This window comes from Methanobacterium formicicum (genome assembly GCF_029848115.1).
In the GTDB taxonomy this organism is placed as follows: domain Archaea; phylum Methanobacteriota; class Methanobacteria; order Methanobacteriales; family Methanobacteriaceae; genus Methanobacterium; species Methanobacterium formicicum.
In genome coordinates this window covers 60,001-81,405 of the sequence record NZ_JARVXG010000049.1, presented here as the reverse complement: position 1 = coordinate 81,405, position 21,405 = coordinate 60,001, and the positions used below count along the sequence as shown (strand labels likewise).

General features: G+C 42.8%; 19 protein-coding genes (1 of these 19 only partly in view). 7 read left to right on the top strand and 12 right to left on the bottom strand.

What is annotated here, in order from left to right; translation table 11 throughout:
• The first annotated feature begins 143 nt into the window (after positions 1 to 143).
• A complete protein-coding gene (locus QC759_RS06755; RefSeq protein WP_144405529.1) occupies positions 144 to 629 on the top strand; it encodes a hypothetical protein in 486 nt (161 codons plus the stop codon).
• A 211-nt stretch (positions 630 to 840) separates the two neighbouring features.
• On the opposite strand, the gene QC759_RS06750 is transcribed toward QC759_RS06755, so the two are convergent.
• From QC759_RS06750 to QC759_RS06740, 3 genes are all read right to left on the bottom strand, one after another.
• Entirely contained in the window at positions 841 to 2,007 is a 1,167-nt protein-coding gene (locus tag QC759_RS06750; RefSeq protein ID WP_048072877.1) for an oligosaccharide repeat unit polymerase family protein, read from the bottom strand.
• Positions 2,008 to 2,509: 502 nt separating this feature from the next.
• A complete protein-coding gene (gene cfbB, locus QC759_RS06745) occupies positions 2,510 to 3,862 on the bottom strand; it encodes a Ni-sirohydrochlorin a,c-diamide synthase (RefSeq protein WP_048072876.1) in 1,353 nt (450 codons plus the stop codon).
• A gap of 99 nt (positions 3,863 to 3,961) precedes the next feature.
• Positions 3,962 to 4,183 (bottom strand): hypothetical protein, encoded by a 222-nt coding sequence (locus QC759_RS06740; protein ID WP_048072875.1) that lies wholly within the window; start codon positions 4,181 to 4,183, stop codon positions 3,962 to 3,964.
• Positions 4,184 to 4,446: 263 nt separating this feature from the next.
• Here QC759_RS06740 and QC759_RS06735 point away from each other — a divergent pair, with 263 nt between their 5' ends.
• Positions 4,447 to 5,568 carry a helix-hairpin-helix domain-containing protein gene (locus tag QC759_RS06735; protein ID WP_048072874.1) on the top strand — a complete coding sequence of 374 codons (1,122 nt, stop codon included), beginning with the start codon at positions 4,447 to 4,449 and terminating at the stop codon, positions 5,566 to 5,568.
• Between the two features lie 156 nt (positions 5,569 to 5,724).
• Here the strand turns inward: QC759_RS06735 and QC759_RS06730 are convergent, their stop codons facing one another.
• The 6 genes from QC759_RS06730 to QC759_RS06705 form a co-directional block, all read right to left on the bottom strand.
• Positions 5,725 to 6,123 carry an ATPase AAA gene (locus tag QC759_RS06730; protein WP_048072873.1) on the bottom strand — a complete coding sequence of 133 codons (399 nt, stop codon included), beginning with the start codon at positions 6,121 to 6,123 and terminating at the stop codon, positions 5,725 to 5,727.
• On the bottom strand, positions 6,120 to 6,905 hold the full coding sequence (locus tag QC759_RS06725) for a ParA family protein (RefSeq protein WP_048072872.1): 786 nt from the start codon (positions 6,903 to 6,905) through the stop codon (positions 6,120 to 6,122). Before QC759_RS06725 ends, QC759_RS06730 begins: the two co-directional genes overlap by 4 nt.
• Before the next feature lie 140 nt (positions 6,906 to 7,045).
• A complete protein-coding gene (locus tag QC759_RS06720) occupies positions 7,046 to 8,236 on the bottom strand; it encodes a M24 family metallopeptidase (protein ID WP_048072871.1) in 1,191 nt (396 codons plus the stop codon).
• Between the two features lie 62 nt (positions 8,237 to 8,298).
• Complete coding sequence (locus QC759_RS06715; protein WP_048072870.1) at positions 8,299 to 10,134, bottom strand: threonine--tRNA ligase; 1,836 nt, start codon at positions 10,132 to 10,134, stop codon at positions 8,299 to 8,301.
• A 280-nt stretch (positions 10,135 to 10,414) separates the two neighbouring features.
• Complete coding sequence (locus tag QC759_RS06710; protein ID WP_048072869.1) at positions 10,415 to 10,885, bottom strand: GNAT family N-acetyltransferase; 471 nt, start codon at positions 10,883 to 10,885, stop codon at positions 10,415 to 10,417.
• A 72-nt stretch (positions 10,886 to 10,957) separates the two neighbouring features.
• On the bottom strand, positions 10,958 to 12,196 hold the full coding sequence (locus tag QC759_RS06705; protein WP_048073877.1) for an MgtC/SapB family protein: 1,239 nt from the start codon (positions 12,194 to 12,196) through the stop codon (positions 10,958 to 10,960).
• A 316-nt stretch (positions 12,197 to 12,512) separates the two neighbouring features.
• On the opposite strand from QC759_RS06705, the gene ilvD reads away from it, so the two are divergent.
• From ilvD to QC759_RS06685, 4 genes are all read left to right on the top strand, one after another.
• Positions 12,513 to 14,168, top strand: a complete 1,656-nt coding sequence (gene ilvD / locus QC759_RS06700) for a dihydroxy-acid dehydratase (RefSeq protein WP_048072868.1) — start codon at positions 12,513 to 12,515, stop codon at positions 14,166 to 14,168.
• An 8-nt stretch (positions 14,169 to 14,176) separates the two neighbouring features.
• Entirely contained in the window at positions 14,177 to 14,659 is a 483-nt protein-coding gene (locus tag QC759_RS06695; RefSeq protein WP_081944526.1) for a signal peptidase I, read from the top strand.
• A gap of 158 nt (positions 14,660 to 14,817) precedes the next feature.
• Positions 14,818 to 16,512, top strand: coding sequence for an arginine--tRNA ligase (argS, locus tag QC759_RS06690; RefSeq protein WP_048072867.1), 1,695 nt, complete (start codon positions 14,818 to 14,820; stop codon positions 16,510 to 16,512).
• Positions 16,513 to 16,702: 190 nt separating this feature from the next.
• The gene (locus tag QC759_RS06685) at positions 16,703 to 17,251 is read left to right on the top strand and encodes a TetR/AcrR family transcriptional regulator (protein WP_048072866.1); all 549 of its coding nucleotides are present in this window, start codon (positions 16,703 to 16,705) and stop codon (positions 17,249 to 17,251) included.
• 198 nt (positions 17,252 to 17,449) lie between these two features.
• Here QC759_RS06685 and argF read toward each other — a convergent pair whose 3' ends face one another.
• The 3 genes from argF to purD all read right to left on the bottom strand — a co-directional run bounded on the left by argF (position 17,450) and on the right by purD (position 20,445).
• Positions 17,450 to 18,355 (bottom strand): ornithine carbamoyltransferase, encoded by a 906-nt coding sequence (gene argF / locus QC759_RS06680; protein ID WP_048072865.1) that lies wholly within the window; start codon positions 18,353 to 18,355, stop codon positions 17,450 to 17,452.
• 185 nt (positions 18,356 to 18,540) lie between these two features.
• On the bottom strand, positions 18,541 to 19,104 hold the full coding sequence (locus QC759_RS06675) for a hypothetical protein (protein WP_048072864.1): 564 nt from the start codon (positions 19,102 to 19,104) through the stop codon (positions 18,541 to 18,543).
• A 27-nt stretch (positions 19,105 to 19,131) separates the two neighbouring features.
• A complete protein-coding gene (gene purD, locus QC759_RS06670; RefSeq protein WP_048072863.1) occupies positions 19,132 to 20,445 on the bottom strand; it encodes a phosphoribosylamine--glycine ligase in 1,314 nt (437 codons plus the stop codon).
• Between the two features lie 278 nt (positions 20,446 to 20,723).
• Here purD and QC759_RS06665 point away from each other — a divergent pair, with 278 nt between their 5' ends.
• Positions 20,724 to 21,405: the 5' portion of an acetolactate synthase large subunit gene (locus tag QC759_RS06665; RefSeq protein WP_048072862.1), read on the top strand. 1,058 nt of this gene lie beyond the right edge of the window; the window shows 682 of its 1,740 coding nt (coding positions 1-682); its start codon is at positions 20,724 to 20,726; the stop codon falls past the right edge of the window.

Sequence of the window (21,405 nt, the reverse complement as noted above, 5' to 3'; positions counted from 1 at the left end):
ATTTAACCCCCAAGTTTTTGACAGAGCCAATAATTTCCAGATTATTATAAATATATTTAAATATAATAAGATACTATTTCTTTGTGGTGATTTCTGTGGGCAGTGGTCGTAATTACATTCTCTTAACAATTGGATTTCTGATTTTGGTCGTTTTTACCTCTGGTTGTATTAATTATTACAATCCCCTTTCTTCGAGTAACTCCACGAAAAATTTCACCTTTAATGATGTAAGCTTTGATTACCCGGCCAACTGGCAAGTGACAATATCCAATGATAATACCGGTCCCAGCATCGTGGTTAGCAAGGATTACTACACTCAACTGCAGATAACCATCACCCCCAATTATGGTATGTCGGAAGAAGGAGTGCTTAAAGAGCGGAATAATACTGTTTATCCTGGTTGGGAAAAAATATCAGAGGATACACTGGTGATAGATAATCAAACCGCCCATCGGACCATATTTAAAGGTAGTGATATCATGTTCTTCTTTAAAGATATGCGGTTTGAAGATATGGTCTTCGTCAAGAACAACACCACCTACAACATTATCATTAACGTTCCCCGTGATGAGTACAACAGTGAAAAACAGAACATGGAACTGATTTTAAACAGTTTAGACATTAAATGAATTATACATTAAATTAAACCTGTAAAAACTCTTCACCACTTTTTTTTAGAAATATTTTTCCCTATTTTTGAAAGTGGGGAATCCATACTCTAAATAAAAGAGGTGTATTTCCAGTGTAAAAAAATCCATTATTATTTTAAAAATAGAAAAAGAGGTTATTGAACCTCAATATTTATTAAAAATTTTATTGGACTCTTAAAAGGCATAGGAGCTATATAGCCTTAGTTTTTTTGCTTCTCCCCAGTTGAGTTGCGTATAATGCCACGGCCACCAGAGCCAATAGGTAGAACAGATAAACCACGCTGTCTGTGGGACCGGTTTCCACCCATATCATGGTGTGAGTTAACACAATAGCGTACAGGGCAGTGAATGCCCCGTTGGCCTTTACCTGTGTGGCGTATATTATTCTAAGCACTGCCCCAATTATGAACATCTGCAGGGCCATGGCGTAGAATCCAAAGTCCAGTACTGCTGGTCCGAATATAGTAGAGGTTATACTGGTGGTGGGTGTGCTCCCCGATACAGGGTAGTTGAGAACTACTTGCCCCACTGTAACCCGGGGATGTCCGGTAGAAAATGCCTGCTGGAACAGGTCTCCGGCAGTGGCTCCGGCCATGTGCACGATCTTGTCAAAGACCATCATGGTGAACCCGGCACGGTAAGCTACCAGTTGCAGTGGATTCAGGGACCATTGCTGCCATTGGATGGACATTACCGCTATGTAACCAGCGGCTACTCCCACTAATCCGATTAATAAAATAGCAATCAGTATGTGACTGGTTTTCATCTTCCGGGTGTAGTACAGGGTTACAAAGCCACTGATGAGTATGGCCATGGTGGTGGTTCGGTAACCGTTGATGGCGAAAACTGCCAGGCCAATAACGAAAAGGAGATAGTACCATTTCCGAGGGTATTTAGCCAGTAGAATGGTGATGGCTGGTAGAAATATGGGATAAGCAAATCGCCAGAGATCCGTGGTGGCCTTGAATTTCAGGTATCCGCTCAGGATGGGTATACCCCCCAGGAGGTAGAGGTTCACAATCTGTAGTACGATACCAATGATTGCTACGGTCAGTACCACCCGTTCATCCAGCAGGATACGGAGTTTGTTGTACCATGGTGCTGAATTTTCCGGAGTAACCGTGTCCCCTCCCCACAGTGATTTGAGTTTTGCACTGCGGTTGTAAATGAATTTAGGCAGAAATACTCCGGCCACGAAAAACAGGGTCCCCATTAATACGTAGAGCCAGGTGGTGCTGGAAATCCATTGAAGATTCCTTAAATGTTCCTGGTAGGCTATTGCCGCCAGTCCCACATAGATGGCTATTATTATCACCAGGATGTAAGGTGAAAAAAGATCAACGCTTTTAAATTTCATGAATCAGTCTCCTGAATTTAATCTCTTAATATCCTTGAAATACACCTGAAACAAATTTAATTTTCTATGAAACAAACCTTGAAACAAATTTAATTTTTTTTCGGATAATTGAATAAGGATATTTCCAGTCTTTTTTTATTCTTCCAGAATAATCTGTGAGCTTTAAAAATTATTTTAAGTGTTATATGTCTAACTCCTTTATTTCACTTATTTATAAACTTTTTAGTTTTCACTGATTTATCACTGATTTTTTCCAAAAATGAGACCATAGAGGATTAATGTAGTACCAAATTAATTCTACAGTAGAATATTTAGGTGGGTGAAAATACAACGTATTCAAGTCTACAGTAGAAATCTAAATCCAGGTTATACTAAAAATTCAGGTTATTTAAGTAAGAACAACCCAATTAATTCTACAGTAGAAACTATTAAAAAACATAGAAAAAAGTGTTTTTTAGATTTTTAAGTCTTGAAAAGGTTTTTTGAACTTTGCAATCTTCCATTACTGATCATCGGCGGCTGCCCTCACCAATCTACTGGCAAAGGAGGGGCAAGCTGCCACATGGGTATGCACGTAACTGGCCAGGGTGTTTTTACTCATTAGACCATCACGGTTTTCAGTGACTCCACGACCCCTTAAGATATCAAAAGCAAATTTTGGTTGGGTTCCATCCAGTTCCAGTTTGGAGTAGTGGAATTCGTGTCCATGGAAGACTTCTCCTTCAGGAATGATGATGTTGTCATGGGCGGCCCGGGCAATAACATAACTTAGGGCCTGGGGTTTCTTGGTCATATGGGAGTCATAGGGAAAAACATCACACATCTGGTGCTGGTTTATGGAACGAGTTAGATACATAAGCCCTCCACATTCAGCATATATGGGCCTTTCCTCCTGGTGGAACTGCTTCAGGGAGTGGCGCATGGCCTGATTGGCCTCCAGTTCCCGGGCGAATATCTCGGGATAACCACCCCCAATGTAGATCCCATCCACATCAGGCACTTCCTCATCATGTAACGGACTGAAATAGATCAGATCAGCATTATTAGATTCCAAAGCCTCTAAATTATCCTGATAATAAAAGGTGAACACTTCATCTCGGGCTATGCCCATTTTCACCCGGCCACTGTGTTCCTGCTGGAAAAGAGGTTCCCTGCCCATGGGTAATTTCCCGGCCCCCTTCATTATACTGGTGAGTGTGTCCAGGTCGATGTTTTCCTCCATGACCCGGCCCCAGTCTTCAATATTTTTCTTGATGTTCTCCCTTTCCACGGCAGGCACCAATCCCAGGTGGCGCTGCTCCACTGTGATGAAATCATCCCGGGGAATACCCCCAATTACCGGCGTGTCGGCCAGTTTTTCCACGGCTTCCTTGGTTTTGAGGTAGTGCTTCCTGTTTTTAACCATGTTCAGGATAACACCTTCGATTCTGATGCTGGGATCCAGGGTTTTAAACCCAATGACAATGGCCGCCGCGCTTTTCACCAGACTGCGAGAATTGAGAATTAGAATCACCGGGGCGTTAAGTGCCTTGGCAATGGATGCCGTGTTTCCCACATCTCCAGTAGGACTTATTCCCTCGTAAAGACCTCTTACCCCCTCTATAATTCCCATGTCAGAATTGGAAATCTTTAAACCTCTTTCGAAAGCTTCCCGGATCTGACCGTCACTCATGAAAAAGGAATCCAGGTTACGGCTGACGTTGCCGGTGGCCAAAGTGTGATAGGTAGTATCAATATAATCAGGGCCTGCCTTGAAGGGTTGAACTTCCCTCTCCTGGGAAAGAGCCTTCATTATCCCGGTAGAGATGGTGGTTTTCCCCACGGCACTGCCTGTGCCTGCCAGTACTAATCTCATGTTTCTAATTAAGAACTGTCTTTTATAAAAAGGTGACCAGAAAGTGGTGAGATTATTCAAAAATAAAAATAAAAAAAAATAAAACAAATGGTTAAAAACTTATTCTAACGCTTTTGCACTTGTGTAAGAATCATATATAGCGTATAACCAAAGGACTATGTATATTATCCATGCATAAAATGTTACCATGTATATGGCTGCAGACAATATCAGTGCTACAATAACAAATACAATTCCCATCATGGTCTTTCCTACGTATATTTCCCCTAAACCAGGGATTATGAAAGACAATATCGCTGCTATAATTGGATTTTTGGCCATTTTTTATTACCTCCCTTAAATTGTACATAATATCTTTGTTCACCCTAATTATAAAGATTTCCATTGTTTCGTGGAGAAATTTCTCTTAAAATATTATTTTAAAATTATAAGCATACCTTTATGTTAAAAAACTTGATTTTATGATATATTTGAACAAAGAAAATTTGAAAACTGAAAAATAATTATTCTTACCATAGAAAGGTTACTTTGCATCTGCACTCTCTAAATTTTTATGTACCTTAATGGATATAGAATAAGTCTGTATGGAGATGGAAAAACTTCGAATTCTGGGTGAAGCCTCCCAGCATGATCTCTGCAACTATGTCAGTCTAAATAAGGAGAATTTTACTTCTCCCAAGTTACCCGGGATTTATCATGCCCACACACAGAGCGGGTGTCAGGTTCCACTTTTTAAGGTCTTAATGAGCAATCATTGCACCAGTGATTGTAATTACTGTATTAATCACTGTCATAACCGTTTTGATAGGGTTGAATTTTCACCCCAAGAGTTAATATCACTTTTTCTTCACTACTACCAGAACCACTATGCAGAAGGCCTGTTTTTAAGTTCAGGGATGCCGGGTGACTCTGATGTGGCCATGGAGAACATGGTAGAGGTGGCCCGTAAATTGCGTTTAGAGTATGAATACCAGGGTTACATACACCTTAAGGTGATTCCGGGAGCTTCCTATGATATGATCAAAAGGGCCATGAGCCTGGCAGACCGGGTAAGCGTGAACCTTGAATCAGCCACGGTAACCGGTTTCCAGGAGCTCACCAGTACCAAGGATTATCATAACGATGTTCTGCGTAGGATGAAATGGATTGGACGTTTGAAAAGACGTCACCCTGAAATGGCCCCCTCGGGCCAGAGCACCCAACTCATTGTGGGAGCCAACAATGAAACAGATCATGATGTTTTAAAACGTGCCCAGTGGCTACACAAACACCTGAATATTAATTTAAGTTATTTAAGCCCCTTTGAACCTCTTAAAGATACTCCTCTTGAAGGTCATGCACAACCGGAGGAAAAACGAAGCCCGCGCCTATATCAGGCCCAGTTTCTTCTGAATTCCTATGGTTTCTCCCTGGATGAGATTACCCTGGATGAGGAAGGTTTTCTGATCCTGGATGAAGACCCTAAAATGCTCTGGGCCCAATCACATCCCGATTTATTCCCGGTGGAAGTGAACGAAGCCAGCCTGAAAGATTTGATGCGGGTCCCGGGTATTGGTAAAAAATCAGCTCAGAGGATCATTGAAAACCGGAGAAGGGGAGTGAAGTTCACTGAAATGGATGAACTGAAAAAAATTGGAGTGGTGGTAAAAAGAGCCGAACCATTCCTCCAGTTGAACCATGCCCGGCAGACCACCCTTTCCTTTTAAAAACCCTGTGATCTATTTAAAAATTAATATTTTTGATAAGAATTTCACCTGATAAGAATTTCACCGGAATAATAGAGTTATAAGTTATAACTAATAAGTTCTAACTTATAATTAATTATAACTTATAACTAACCGCCTCCAGTTAAGGAGTTATATTCAAAAATTTTCCTTTTCAAACATTTCCCATATCTCAGGATATTTCTGTTGCACTGCTTCCTCAATGAGTGCTGAAGCCTCTTTACTTATACTGAATGCTGGTTTAGTATTCTTCAAAAACCTCAAAACCGCAGCAGATCTGGCAGACCATAAAGATATCCGAGGATTCTTACGTACCTCCATGATTACGCCATCCACAATGATTTTATTTGGATCTTCACTGGTTTTGGTTTTCCGGGGTTGAGGAGAGGTTTTAGCCTTGGAAGTCCTGGAAACTGTTTTAGTGGTCTTCTTTTTTACAGGTTTTTTTTCTACTGGCATTGCCTCTTCAGGCTTTTCTTTACGAATCAGGGCATCTAATCCCCTTCCCAGCGCACTTTCACCCTTTTTAGCCGTCATTTATTGTCCTCCAGATCATTACTCAATGAGAGGAATTCTTTAGCCAGGTCATTGTAGGCTTCAGTGCCTATACATTCCTCATCGTAGATTATACATGGTTTTCCATGGCTAGGGGCCTCGGCCAGTTTCACATTACGGGGAATGGTAGTTTTGAAGATGTACTCCCGGTCTCCGAAGTACTGTTTAACATTACGGTAGACATCCCTTCCCAGCCTGGTTCGAGAATCATAAAGGGTGATTAATATTCCTTTAATTGGTGATGGACTCTTTAGACGACTTTCCACCAGGTTCATGGCATCTAACAGATCAGCCATTCCTTCCAGTGCGTAGAATTCTGCCTGGATTGGAATAATCACACTGTCGGCAGCCACCAGGGAGTTGATGGTTAGTATACCCAAAGAAGGAGGCACATCCAGCAACACATAGTCGTAATCATCCAGAAGGCCATCCACGGACTCCTTCAGTATGAAGGGAAACCCAATATCTTTACTTAACTCTACTTCCGCCCCGCTAAGGGAAATGTGGCTGGGAAGCACGTCCAGTCCTGAAATTTCAGTGGGGACAATGGCTTGATCCATGGTTTGTTCCCCGGTCAAGACCCGGTAAACAGAATTTTCTTCATTCTTTTGCACTCCAAAAGCAGTGGTGGCATTGGCTTGGGGGTCCATGTCAATTACCAGAACTTTCTTTCCTAAAAGTGCTAGTGCTGCCGAGAGGTTTACTGCAGTGGTGGTTTTACCACAACCTCCCTTCTGATTGAGTATTGATATTATTTCTGCCATAATGGTTCTCCATAATTATCTTGAATTATAAGTTATAAGTATAAGTTATAAGTTATAATATTTATAGTTTGTAGCGCGTTAATAAGGGGATTTAAAGGCATTTATGAAAAAATTGGAAAAATAATAAAAATTTAAAGAAATCAAAAAACAGGGACCAGGCCCGGATTATCACCGGTGATACATTCCCCTCCACGGGGGGTTACAATGAAGGTATTTTCGATCCCCACCATGCCCACACCCGCAATTCCATTTTTAGGTTCCACTGCAAACACCATTCCTTCCTGGAGTGGTTGGTCGAATCTTTCAGCAATTACCGGGAGTTCGTCAATCAGTAGGCCAATGGCATGTCCCAGGAACTTCACCTTACGCGGGCCGAAACCCATGAAGTTTTCCAAAAAATCTTCATCCAGGTTGTCCATTATTCTGTGGTATATCTGGGAGGGGATTGCACCGGGTTTAAGCATTTTTGCAATCTCATTCTGTATTTCTACACACTTATGGTGGGTTTCTATGGCGTGTTGCGGTAGGGAACTACCGAACATGTAGGTCATGGTTTTATCAGTGTTGTAACCGTTAAAAGCACACCCCACATCCACAAATACCAGATCGCCTTTTTTAAGTTTTCGCTGGCGGCTTCCCAGAACTGGTGCTGCCGGGCTTAAACCCCTGGTTCCACTGGCACCGTCAAAATAGGTGGGGTAAATGGAACTATCACCAAAACCAACATGTCCCACCACCATCTCATTATCGAACATCCCAAAACGGGTTAAGCCATCATGCCCTTCTTCTACCAAAGTTTTGAAGATTGTAACCGCCAGATCAGCCTCACTCATGCCCTCCTGCAGCACGTCCGGTAACAGATCTTCTGCCACGCGCTGATGGATTTTTCCTGATTTCCTCATGAGAGAGAGTTCATAATTACTTTTAACTGCCCTTACCGTGGCCAGTTGTTGATCAACGGGTTTGAAATCTTTAAATGGGAAGTGCTTGTTAAAGCGCTGGTACAGGGCCAGGGGCACTACTTCAGTTTCCAGGTACACTGTATCGGGAAGAGTTTTAAACTCTTTTTTAGCATCTCGAAAACTTTTCATGGGTTTAATGGAGGGGAAGAGTGATTCGTCCTGGGATCGCTCGTAACTGCGCCTTACCCATAGAGTGGGCTCTCCTTCTCGAGGGATAATGAGCATGCCGTCCTGCATGGTCCCGGTGAAGTAGTACTGGTTGATTTTACTGAAAATCGCGGCTATTTCCCATTCTGGATTCGAAACCGCCATCATGTTCCGGAAAGAACTTATTCTTGCTTCCAGTTCAGATAAAGGAACTTTTTCCATGTGATTATCCTTTTTAATCTATGGTGATACTTGTTTTTTAAAAAAGGTTTAAGTTAACGTTTTTAGAAGTTAACCCGGCGGGAAAGGTCCACTGGCAAGGGCAGAGGACGGAAGGGCATCCCTTTGGTCTCCAGTTGTATGACCTCTATAAGTTCCTGGAGACCCATGGATACTTTCTGACCGGTTTCACGGACATTAACGGTTAATTCAGAACCTGCTTCCATTTCACGATCCCCAATCACTATGACATAGGAAACCCATTCTCCTCCGGCATTTCGAATCTTTTTACCCACTGTTTCTGGCCGGTCATCCACGTCCACCCTTATACGGGCATCTTCGATTTGCTGTGCCAGTTTGTGGGCGTATTCGTTGTGTCTTTCGGCAATGGGTATGACCCGTACCTGGGTGGGGGCCAGCCATACCGGTAACATTGGCACTTTATCCTTCATGTCCAGAGCCGATTTTTCCAGTAAACTGCATATAACCCTTTCAATACTTCCAGTTGGACTGCAGTGCAGTATATACGGATGATGTTCCTTTTCTTCTGAATCTATGTAGGTGATTCCGAATCTTTCCCCACTTTCCACGTCGATTTGAATGGTAGGGTTTTCAATAGGCCGTCCAAGTGCATCCAGGGCTGCGAAGTCCATTTTACATATCCAGTAATGTTTACGTTTTGGGAGGATTTCCATCAGTACTGGTTTACCAATGCGGGCTGCGGCCTGGTTAATCCATTCCCGGTTTTCTTCCATGAAGTCGGCGGTGGCCCGGAAGATTACCTCGTAGTTAACATCCAGGTCTTCACCGGTACCCTTGCACATCTCAATCTGGCTTTCAAATTCCTGAAGAGACTGTTCCACATCACTGCAAACTGTGTGCAGGTCGGGCATGGTGAATCCACGGAGTCTTTTCAAACCCACAACTTCTCCTTTTTTCTCCAAACGGAAGCTGTAGGTGGAAAGCTCGTAAATACCAACTGGTAAGTTTTTCCAGGTTAAAAATGAGTCGGCTAGAATTCTAAATGCTCCGAAACATGCGGCAAATCGTAACATTAAGTCTTTTTTACCGCTGGTCATTCTGTACTGCCGTTCTCCGAATTTTTCAGCGTGTACCCGGATGGCCTCATCAGCCAGGTCGTACATTATGGGTGTTTCCACGGGCATGGCCCCCCGGTCAGTTACCAGGGTGTAAACATAATCTGATAGGAGGTCACGGATGAGACGGCCCTTAGGATACCATCGGAGGTGCCCAACATCGGCAGATGGTTCGTAGTCCGCCAGTTTTTTCTCCCTCATCAGTTTCACATGGGGTGGTTCCTCGCCAGTGGATTCTCCCCGTCCCAGTTCATAGTCCACCAGTTTCTCCAGGTCTTCACTCTGGTAAGTGTAGTCCTCAATGTCCAGAAGCTCCCCCTTATTCAGTATGTAAAACTGAGATTCCTCTTCTTCAGATTCTTCTTTTACGTCTTCTGTTACCTCAGAACTTATGCTCCGGGAAAGCTCCGATAGAGGGTGTCCTTTACAGGATACCTCGAATGCTTTGTACCATCCAAAGGGCACTCTGCTGACTGGCAGATCCCGTGACAGCAGGGCAGACTCCATGTTAGCCAAAATATCCTTAGCTATATCTGGAGCGCCTAAAGATGAACTTAAATGAGCGTAAGGATATATTACAATGTTTTCTGCCTTAATTTTCCCTGCTACGTCCATTATCTCTTTGACTGCATTGTCAACCACGGCAGTTGGATTTTTTTCATCTTCCTTTTCTACAGCGGTGAAAACTACCAGGGCATTTTCAAACTGGCCTTTTTTCTTTTCTTCACCTATTTCCTCTGCTATTCGTGTTTTGGATTTTGTTTGGTACTTTAAATGATCAGAATGAATCAAAAGTATGCGCATGCTACCACCTTAATTTTAAACTCAGTAATTAAACTGTGTAATCTTACTCTAATACTGAGGCATTTAAAAATAGATTTCTGTTGTGATGTTATTTATAAACTACCTCTCGTTTATTGACCTCTCCCGAGATCTTATTAATACGGCCCTATAAACCCCCATTAATTAAATAAAAAATTAATCGTAGCAAATGATTAACTAAAGTTTATTTCACTGTTTTAAATGTTAACCGGGACAGGTTACTTTATTTAAATAAGGAGATGACAACTCCTTTGTTTCGTTTTTACATTTCCCATTCCATTAGATTCATGAAAGTTTTAAATCCCATTTTTTTCCAGAAGTTAACTGACTTGGGATTGAAAACAGCAACTTCCAGTTCAATACGGCTTAATCCCTTTTCTTTAAACCAGTTGACTGATTCCTGGAACAATTGTTCACCCACCCCCTTCCTCTGATATTCCTCGGCCACTGCCAGGTTATCTATCAGACCATACCTAACATCGGCATATACCGGGGGTTTCTCACCTACTTTAGATATGCAGTACCCCATTACCCCCTTATCACCTGCGGCCACCAGGACCAGGGCATCCGCAGATTCCATTAACTCCTCAACATACTGCAGGAAGATCTCCGGAGCATCAGGTAATTTCTTTAGAAAATAACCATTTTTTTGATGGAGTTCAACACATTCCAGGTATATCTCCTTTAAATACATGAAATCTCGTTTTTGGCAAACTCTTAAGGCATATTCCATATATTTCCCCTCTACCATCATTTCATTTCATTTCCCGTATCCAGACCTTCCACGAAGAATTGAATTCATTATCTACAGCACCAGAACTGAGATTATACCAGCGATTATAATGATTAAAAATATAATACCAATATTTCGGGCGAATTTCCTGGTGCCCAGAAATAATGCTATTAAAAATTTGAAAAATGTATTGGAAATGGCGGCCAGGGTTATGGCAGTTACTGCGGTATTGTGGGGAATGGTTTCCGGTGCCAGTAATGCCATGCTTATGGTAATGGCATCCACATCCGCTACTCCTGATATGATACTAGCCAGGTAGACACCACTGCTTCCCAGGTACATGTTGGCTATTTTGGAAAGGAATAAAATTGCCAGGAACAGTGCTCCAAAGATCAGGGCCGGTTTTAATGAAAAGGGATTCTCTAGCTGAAGATCGGCATCCATTTGCCTGATTTCAGCCCTTTTCCAGATGATAATTCCCAGTAAAATGCCCAGAACACCCATCACTATCATGGGGGCCGACAAATGGGGAAGGAGTAAAGGGTTGATAACCGAAACCTCAAAGAGTATTCGCAGGAACATCATGGAACTGGCCACTGTGGCAGCGAAAACTGCAGCCTTCATCAGAAATTGTGATTCCTTAACTCTGGCGGCCATGGAAGTGACCACCGCTGTGCTGGATACCAGCCCTCCCACGACACCCGTGACCCCTAATCCCTTCTCCGGTCCAATGAATTTCATGAGAATGTAACCGGTGAAACTGATGGCCGAAATAAACACCACCATTAACCATATCTGGAAGGGATTGAAAACCGCCAGGGGACCAATGGCCTCGTCAGGGAGGAGTGGTAGGATAACAAATGCTATTATCAAGAATTTAAGTGTGTTTAACAGCTCTTTTTCACTCACCTGATGGGCAAACTGGTGAAGGTGCGGTTTAACTGCCAGGATGGTGGTGAGGATTATAGCCAAGATGGGAGCCAGAAGCATCCCTTCATCGGTGAAACAGAGCAGCCCCAGAATAAAAGTTAAAAATGCAGCAATTTCAGTAGTTATGCCCACATCACCATTTTTTCGAGTGGAAATCAGGTAACTGAGGCCTACCAGAACCACCACCCCTGAGAATGATAGCAACCAGAAGTAGGGAAGGTCCTTTGACATATAAGCAGATAGGGTTCCCATGAGGGCAATTAAAATGAAGGTTCTTATCCCTGCAAACTCCGCTCCTTCCTGTTTTCTCTCCCTTTCAATGCCTATCAGGGCCCCCAAAGCCAGGGAAATTAAAAATTTTAGGATTAACAGCATATCCATATTAATTATAATAACCCCCAAATCATATGAAATTTTCACCATGAAAGATATATTTTCCTAAAATTATCCACTGTATTTCCTGGGAAAAAATCGAATGAAACTGTAAAACACTTTATTGGCCAATTTAAAATCATGATGAGACAATATAATAAATTAGAATATTATGCCATCATAATCAAGTAAATAAACCTTACAAATCCAGGTTCATCAGTGGGAAGAGTACTAACTGAAAGCAAGATAGTATTTAAAAGAATGTAGGAACAATATTTATAACATTATAAGTTTCGATTTTTATAGGACTCACAGGAGATTTTGGATGAGAAGTGATAACATAACTAAGGGGATGCAAAGAGCCCCTCACCGCTCCCTTTTACGGGCTTGTGGTGTAACCGATGATGAAATGGATAGACCATTCATTGGTGTGGCTAACAGCTTTACTGACATAGTTCCCGGACATATTCATTTAAAACAAATTGCTGATGCCGTTAAACTGGGGATCAGTCAGGCCGGAGGTGTGCCCTTCGAGTTCAGCACCATGGCGATCTGCGATGGAATAGCCATGAACCACGAAGGAATGCGCTATTCACTGGCCAGCCGCGAGATCGTGGCCGATACTGTGGAGAGTATGGCCCAGGCCCACAGTCTGGATGCCCTGGTTCTTTTACCCACCTGCGACAAGATCGTGCCCGGTATGCTCATGGCGGCAGCTAGACTGGACATACCATCCATAGTGGTTACTGGTGGCCCCATGCTCCCTGGAGAGTACAAGGGTGAAGCTGTGGATCTTATAGATGTTTTTGAAGCGGTGGGACAGGTTTCTGCCGGTAAAATGAGTAAAGAGGAACTGGACGAATTAGAGCATTGTGCCTGTCCTGGGGCCGGATCCTGTGCAGGATTATTCACGGCCAACAGTATGGCCTGTTTAACTGAAGCCATGGGCATGAGCCTGCCCTACTGTGCCACCACCCATGCCGTTGACTCCCGGAAGATCCAGATGGCCCGGGAATCAGGGGAGAAGATAATGGAACTGGTGAAAAAGAACATCACCCCCTCCATGATCATGACCCAGGAAGCCTTCTACAATGCAGTAGTGGTGGACCTGGCACTGGGAGGCTCCAGTAACACAACCCTACACTTACCAGCCATTGCCAACGAACTGAGGGATAAAGGAGTTGAAGTTAATTTAGACCTGTTTGACAGCTTAAGCAGAGAAATACCCCACCTGGCTGCCATCAGCCCCTCAGGTAAACATACCATGCTGGACCTGCACAAAGCCGGAGGCATACCTGCTGTTTTAAAAGTGTTAAAGGACCAGATACATGCCAAAGCCCTTACTTGTACTGGTGATCCCCTTGAAAGTAACTTCCTGGACGCTGAAGTTACCGATACCACAGTTATACATTCCCTGGAAGATCCCGTACACCAGGAAGGAGGTATAGCAGTTTTAAAGGGCAATTTAGCTCCTAATGGTTCAGTGGTGAAGCAAGCTGCAGTCAGCGCAGACATGTTAACCCACGAAGGCCCGGCTAAGGTCTTTAACAGTGAAGAAGAAGCAACCCAGGGCATATTTAATGGTGAAGTTAAGGAACAAGATGTAATTGTCATCCGTTACGAAGGTCCCCGTGGAGGTCCGGGTATGAGGGAAATGCTGAACCCCACCTCTGCCATATCTGGAATGGGCATAAAGTCCGTGGCATTGATAACCGATGGAAGATTCTCTGGAGGAACCAGAGGCCCCTGTATTGGCCATGTTTCCCCAGAAGCCATGAGTAACGGACCTATTGCCATAGTGGAAGATGGTGATATCATAAGGATCGACATACCACAAAGGAAACTGGAACTGGATGTTGCCGAAGACGAGATCAAAAGAAGGCTCGACCAGGCTAAACACCCAGAAAAACAGTTGAAGGGATGGTTAGCCCGCTACAGCAGACTGGCCAGCTCAGCGGATGAAGGTGCTATTTTAAAATAGGTGATCCCATGCCTAAAAAACAAAGAAATAAAAAGGTTAAACCAGCCCCATCTTCTAAGGAAAAAACAGGGATGTGGAGAGAAATAGCCAGTTACGTGGTCATCATACTGGTGGGGATTGTGCTGGCCCAGCACCTTAACGTGGTTGTTTCCGGTAGTATGGAACCTGTTTTCTACCGGGGAGATGTAGTGGTCATTGAAAAATCCAACTTCATTGGGCTCCAGGAAATCAATCCCTCGGATCTGAAGGTGGGAGATATAGTTATATACAATGCCACCTGGTTCCCCGAACCAGTGATCCATCGTATAATCAGTATCCAGGAAGGGTCAGATGGGCAGAAGTATTACGTTACCAAGGGTGATAATAATCCCAAAGCGGACCCGAGCCTGGTTTCAGTTAACCAGGTCCAGGCCAAAGTGGTTAGTATAGGAAACCAACCCCTGGTAATTCCTAAAATAGGATATATTACCCTGTGGATCCGTGGACTATAGTCCACTGATTCTTAATTTTTAACATCACCCCTCCCTTAAAAAAAATTATATTCATGCCTTATTATCAAAGATTTAATTATTTAATTAAACATTTAGTTAGACCCGGTTACAATTTTAAAATTATCCACTCCAAAATATCCACTTTTACAGGTGAATTCATGTACAAGAAATTAGAAAATAAAGCTATCGAATCGGTGCAAAACACGATCCAAACCCTCGGATGGGAAGAACCCTCCGAAATCAAATTTGAAATCCCTCCAAACCCCAATATGGGAGATATGGCCACTTCAGTTGCTTTTCAACTGGCTTCAACACTGAAAAAATCTCCAGTGGATATTGCCCAGAGTATTGCAGGAAACCTTGAAGTTAAATCTCCTTTTAAAACTGTGGAAACTAAAGGACCCTACATCAACTTTTTCTTTGACCCCGAACTGTTCTCCCGGATGGTGTTAGAATCTGTGCAGGAAGATTACGGCTTACTGGAAGAGAAAAATGAAAAGATAATCCTGGAACACACCTCAGCCAATCCCAACGGCCCGCTGCACATTGGACATATCCGTAATGCCATTATAGGAGATTCTTTGGCCCGAACTCTGAGATCTGCGGGCTATCAGGTGGAAACCCAGTATTATGTGAATGATATGGGACGGCAGATTGCCATGATTGTGTGGGGCCTGCAGAATCTGGATTACCAAATGGATCCCAAGGGAAGGGGAGACGTTGAAATCGGAAAACTATATTTCCAAGTTAATCAGGAATTAAAGGCAAAACCTGAAATTAAAGGTCAGATAGATTCTATTTTAAAAACTTATGAGGAAGAAAACCCCCCTGAACTGGAATCAATGTTTAAAAAAGTGGTTCGTAAGTGTCTGGATGGGGTGGAGGATACTTCACGTCGCATGAACATTGTGCACGATGATTTCATATGGGAAAGTCAGTTTGTCCGGGATGGATCCATGGAAAAGATACTGGAAGCCCTGGATGAATATACCACTCAAAATGAGGTTCTTTACCTGGATTTAACGGATTACGGGATTGAAAAGGAACTTATTTTGACCCGTTCCGATGGAACTTCACTTTACAGTACCCGGGATCTGGCCTACCACCTTTTCAAGTCCCAAAATTCAGACCAGGTGGTAGATATTCTGGGTTCTGACCATAAACTGGCCATTGATCAGTTGAAGATTGCCCTGGGACTGGTAGGAGGTAAAAGTCCTGATGTTGTCTTTTACGAGTTCATAACCCTCCCTGAGGGGTCAATGTCCACCCGGAGGGGTGTTTTCATCAGTGTGGATGAACTGATAGATGAAGCCACCCAGAGGGCCCGGGCAGAGTTAGAAACAAGAAGACCAGAATTAGGGGAAGATGAAAAAAATAACATTGCAAAAATCATCGGTGTAGGGGCCATTAGGTATTATATCTCACGTTTATCCCCTGAAAAACACATTGTCTTTAAATGGGATGAAGCATTGAGTTTTGAGAGAGGGTGTGCATCTATCCAGTATGCCCATGCACGAGCATGCAAATTACTGGAAAAGGTTAGTGAATTCAATCCTTCTAAGGTTGATATGGATTCTCTGGACTTCCAGAATATGGATACACTGGAAATTGACCTCTTGAAAACACTGGCTAGATTCAGTACCATCATCGAAGATTCTGCCCGGGATTTACGGGTTCATCCTGTGGCCCAGTACGCCCTTGAAGTGGCAGGAGCATTTAACAAGTTCTATAAATCAGTGCCCGTGATTGGATCTGACAAAGAATTGTTAAGATTACTTTTGGTTGATAAATCCAGGATAACCATCAGGAACGCACTTGATCTTCTGGGAATAGAATCCCCCTCATCCATGTAGGTTACCAGAGTCCAGTAAATGATGAAATTTTAGGCCATTTTAAGGTTATTAAAGGTTTATTAAGGTGACCGGACAAAAGGAACTGATGACATTAACATGATTCTTGCTCAATTTAGAGATATTTAGGTGTCATCTGAGCAATATTACTTAAATAAAAGGCTACTAAGAAAAGATTCAAGGATGAAATTCAATGTCTAATGGTACTGAACAGAAAATATTGGAAGCTGCTCTAAAAGTTTTCTCAGAAAAAGGTTATACGGGAGCTAGAACCCGTATAATAGCCGAAAGATCTGGTTTCACAGAGATGACACTGTTTAGAAAGTTTGAAACCAAGGAAAATCTTTTTAATCAAGTGTTAACTGTGAATCAGCAGAAGATAATGGAAAAGGTGAACTCTCTGGTGTCTTTGGATGATGAAATAACTGATCCTAAAGCCCAGTTCAAGGTTTTAATATTCAATCTGGTGGATTTAATTGACGAAAACTTTGATTACGTGAATATAATCATCTACGAAAGAGACCGGGCATCTAAATCCATTACTGAACTCTTTATATCCCATCTGGGTGATTACTTAAAGAAGTTCCCCCAGGACAAAATAGATTCCAATGTACTGGCCTACATGATCCTGAGCTTCCTGTATTTCATCATTTTAAACAAAGAATCGAAAGATGCTATTTTAAACATGGATGAAGCAGTGGGAGAATTTATAACCTACCATTCCAACTCTCTGGAATTGTAATCCACACTATCTTTCCTTTTTTTAAAATCATTCGGGTAAAATCATTGGGCCTTTAATAATTTTTTAACCCACGGATCCATTTTAAAGTAACCCCCTGTTAAAAAATTTATTAAAAAAACAATTAATGCAGGGAACAATCCCACATTTATTCAAAAAAAATAAAAAAATAGAGTTTTGAGAAAAAATAGTGGGAAAAATTTAATCTTTAAGCAAATGGTAGAGTATGGCCTTCTGGACATGCAACCTGTTTTCTGCTTCATCCCATACTGCAGATTGTGGTCCGTTTAAAACTTCTTCAGTTATTTCCTGACCCCTTATTGCGGGGAGGCAGTGAAGTACCATGGCATCCGGGGCGGCCATGCCCACCAAATTCTGGTTAACCTGATAATCCTGCATATCCCTTATTCTCTGGGCTTCTTCTGCTTCGTCGCCCATACTGACCCACACGTCGGTGTACAATACATCAGCATCTTTAACTGCGGCAGCAACATCATCGGTAATGTTTATGGTGGAACCTGATTGTTGAGCTATTTTACGGGCCTCTTTAAGGATAATGGAGTCGGGTTGATAGTTAGGGGGGCACGCTACAGTGAAATCCATACCCACCATGGCGGTGGCCAGCAATAAAGAATTACAGACATTGTTCCCATCCCCGAGGAAGGTCATTTTAAGGTCTAAGGTGTTTTTACGTTCCCTAATAGTAAAAATATCCGTGAAGGCCTGGCAGGGATGTTCCAAGTTGGTTAAACCATTTATCACCGGTATATCTGCGTACTGGGCAAACTGGAGAACATCGTCGTGTTCACGTGCGCGGATCATGATCCCATCGACGTAACGACTCATAGCCCGGGCAGTGTCGGGTATTATTTCTCCCCTTCCCAACTGTAGATCAGAAGCTGATAAGTAGAGAGGATGTCCACCCAACTGGTACATGCCCACTTCAAATGATATCCTGGTACGAGTTGAGGATTTTTCGAAAACCATGGCCAGAGACTTACCTTTTAACGGTGCTTCTGGACCTTTCCCACTTTTAAACTTCTCAGCGTCTTCTAATATTTTCTCCAGATGATCTCGTGCGTCTAACGCAGATAAAAGGTGCTTCATAAACTCATCCCTATTAATCTTTTATGAAATTAAATGCCGCTTATAATTCAAGAGCTTCATTACAGTCCAACCTACAAACCGCAATTATAATTCAAAGCTCAATAAATATTACTTCTGAAGTTGGAATATCTACTGGTACCTTTACTTAAAGTTTATGAAAATGCTGAAAAAGTATTAAAGAATTTTTAACCGAATTCCAGCCTATAGACTCTTTTAATAGCTTCCAGTTCTTTTTCACTCCTTTCAATCCTTTCTTCGTCTTCAATAACCCTTTGCACATTACTAATCCACTGGTGATGGTACTGGGAGGATTCTTCGGGAGAACTATTGGCAAATTTATTATGTGCTTCATCAGCCAGGTTCTGGTGTCTGATGAGATCTTTTAACCCTTCATCCCTTTCTAATTTCGCCTTTTTGTAGATTTTAGAGAGTCCTTCCCTTATTTCATCATTAACCATGGACTTGGAATCGGAAATATTCCTTTTCAAATCCTTTATAATCTTATCAGTTGCCACCAGGTCATCAGCGAAATTATTTAACTTCATCCGTGTTTTTTCTCTTTTCGGAGAATATTCCCCCCTTTCCATAGCTATTAACTTTGTTTCCAAGGCCAAAATCTCATTTTTAACCCGTGACCTCTCCTGTTGGGCCTGGTCCAGTTTCAATTCATAGTCCAGTATATCATGGGCAAGATCCTTGATCCGGGCAATGTTGGGTAAGTTATTAAGGTATCTACGGGTTCTGGCCATTTCAATCCCTCCCCCATAAATCATTTTTTACTGTTCACGAATTTCCTGCATATGCTGGATTCTCCGGGCAATGAGTTTCTCTGTTCCCACATCACGCCGATGGTACAGGTCTCCCTGAACATACTGGGTGGCCCTTTCACACCGTTCTTCTGCTTCGGCTATACTATCCGCAGTGGTAACCAGGCCCAGAGCCCTGGAACCGGTGGTTAATATATTTCCGTCCTTTTGATTCACTGCGGCGTAAAACACCATGCCACCTTCTTCTTTTATCTTTTCTTCATTTACGTGGATGGGCTGTCCCGATTTACCGCTTTCTGGATAACCATTGGGCACCAGGTACTTGCACACCGTTGCCTGGGGTTTGAATTGAGCCTTTTTAAGGTTTCCATCCACCACTCCCTGGCATAACTCTACCATACTAGTTTCCAGTAGAGGTAAAACATTCATGGCCTCCGGATCTCCGAAACGGGCGTTGTATTCCACCAATTTAGGTCCATCACGGCATAACATGAACTGACCATAAAGCACTCCCTTATAAGGACTTGCCTCTTTTTTAACAGCGGCAATGGTTTCTTCCATTACTTTAACCGCAGCATCATAATCTTTTGAATTCAGGAAGGGTAATAACCCATTTTTATCTGAGTATGATCCCATCCCTCCAGTTATTGGACCCTGGTCCCCCTCGTAGGCATGGGGATGGTCCTGTACAGCGGGCATGGGAATTAAATGGTCCCCATCAACCAGGGCCTGTACTGTGAATTCTTCCCCTATCAGGCGTTCTTCAATAACCACACTGGCATGGCCACCTATTTTGTTATCAATAATTTCTTTTACATAGTTTTTAGCATCTTCTGCATCTTCTAAGTGTTCACCTACGATTTTAACACCTTTTCCACCGGTTAAACCCACCGGTTTCACCACTACGTCATCTCCAAAATCATCAATGAATTGGGCCGCATCTTCCACTGTATCGAAGGCACCATAGGCAATTGAACCCGATATTTTATAATTGGCAAATAATTCACGCATAAAAGCCTTGTCAGTTTCAATTCTGGCTGCCTGCTGTGTTGGACCCACACAGGGGATTCCTTCACCCTGAAGTGCATCCACAATGCCCTGTTCCAGGGGTGCCTCCGGACCGATAATGGCCAGGTCCACCTTCCGGTCTTGGGCGTATTTTTTCACCCCTTCGATATCCATCTCACTTCCAACCTTGAATTCTGAAATGCGGGCAATACCAGGGTTATGATTACTCATTATTGAATAAATATCAGCTTCTTCATGTAATGCCTGACATATGGCGTGTTCTCTTGCTCCAGTTCCTATCACCAGAATCTTCATCTTGACCCTCCGAATACTAACTACAATTTTAATCTTTCTTTTATTTCCAACAACATATAATTCCTGCCATCATGTTGTCTTATAGTAAGTTGTAAAGGAACCACGGCCCCCTTTAATTACCCGGATAAAGAGTGTAAGGGCTTACCTATCTTCGTAATTAATTATTATTAATACACACAAATACATATAACATGAAAACTAAAACCGGGATATACAAAATCCCAATAGATTTTTTAGATAAAACGTAATTTTTAAAGAAAATACAACTGGTGTCAAATATGAAGGGCAGTCAAGCCATAATCAAGTCACTAACCGATGAGGGAGTGGACGTAGTCTTCGGATATCCTGGAGGAGTCTTACTCCCCCTGTACGATGTAATCTACGATTCAGACCTCAAACACATACTGGTAAGGCATGAGCAGTGTGCAGCCCACGCAGCAGACGGCTATGCTCGGGCTTCCGGTAAGGTAGGTGTCTGCATAGGCACTTCCGGTCCCGGTGCCACCAACCTGGTAACCGGTATTGCCACGGCCTACATGGATTCTGCTCCGGTGGTAGCCCTGGCCGGACAAGTAGGCACCTCTCTGATTGGTAACGACGCCTTTCAGGAAGTGGACACCATCGGCATAACCATGCCCATAAGCAAACACAGTTATCAGGCCATGGATCCATCAGAAATACCGCAGATGATCAGATCGTCATTTTACATTGCCCGGACTGGAAGACCGGGCCCAGTTGTGGTGGATCTGCCTAAAGATGTCCAGGAAGGAGAGCTGGATTATCCAGAGAACATAACCATCGATCTACCGGGTTACAAACCCACCAAAAAGGGGCACCCCCTACAGGTTAAAAAGGCAGCTGAATTGATATTGAAGTCTAAAAAGCCAGTGATACTTGCCGGTGGAGGAGTTATACATTCTAACTCATCTGAAGAACTTCAACACATATCAGAACTCATTG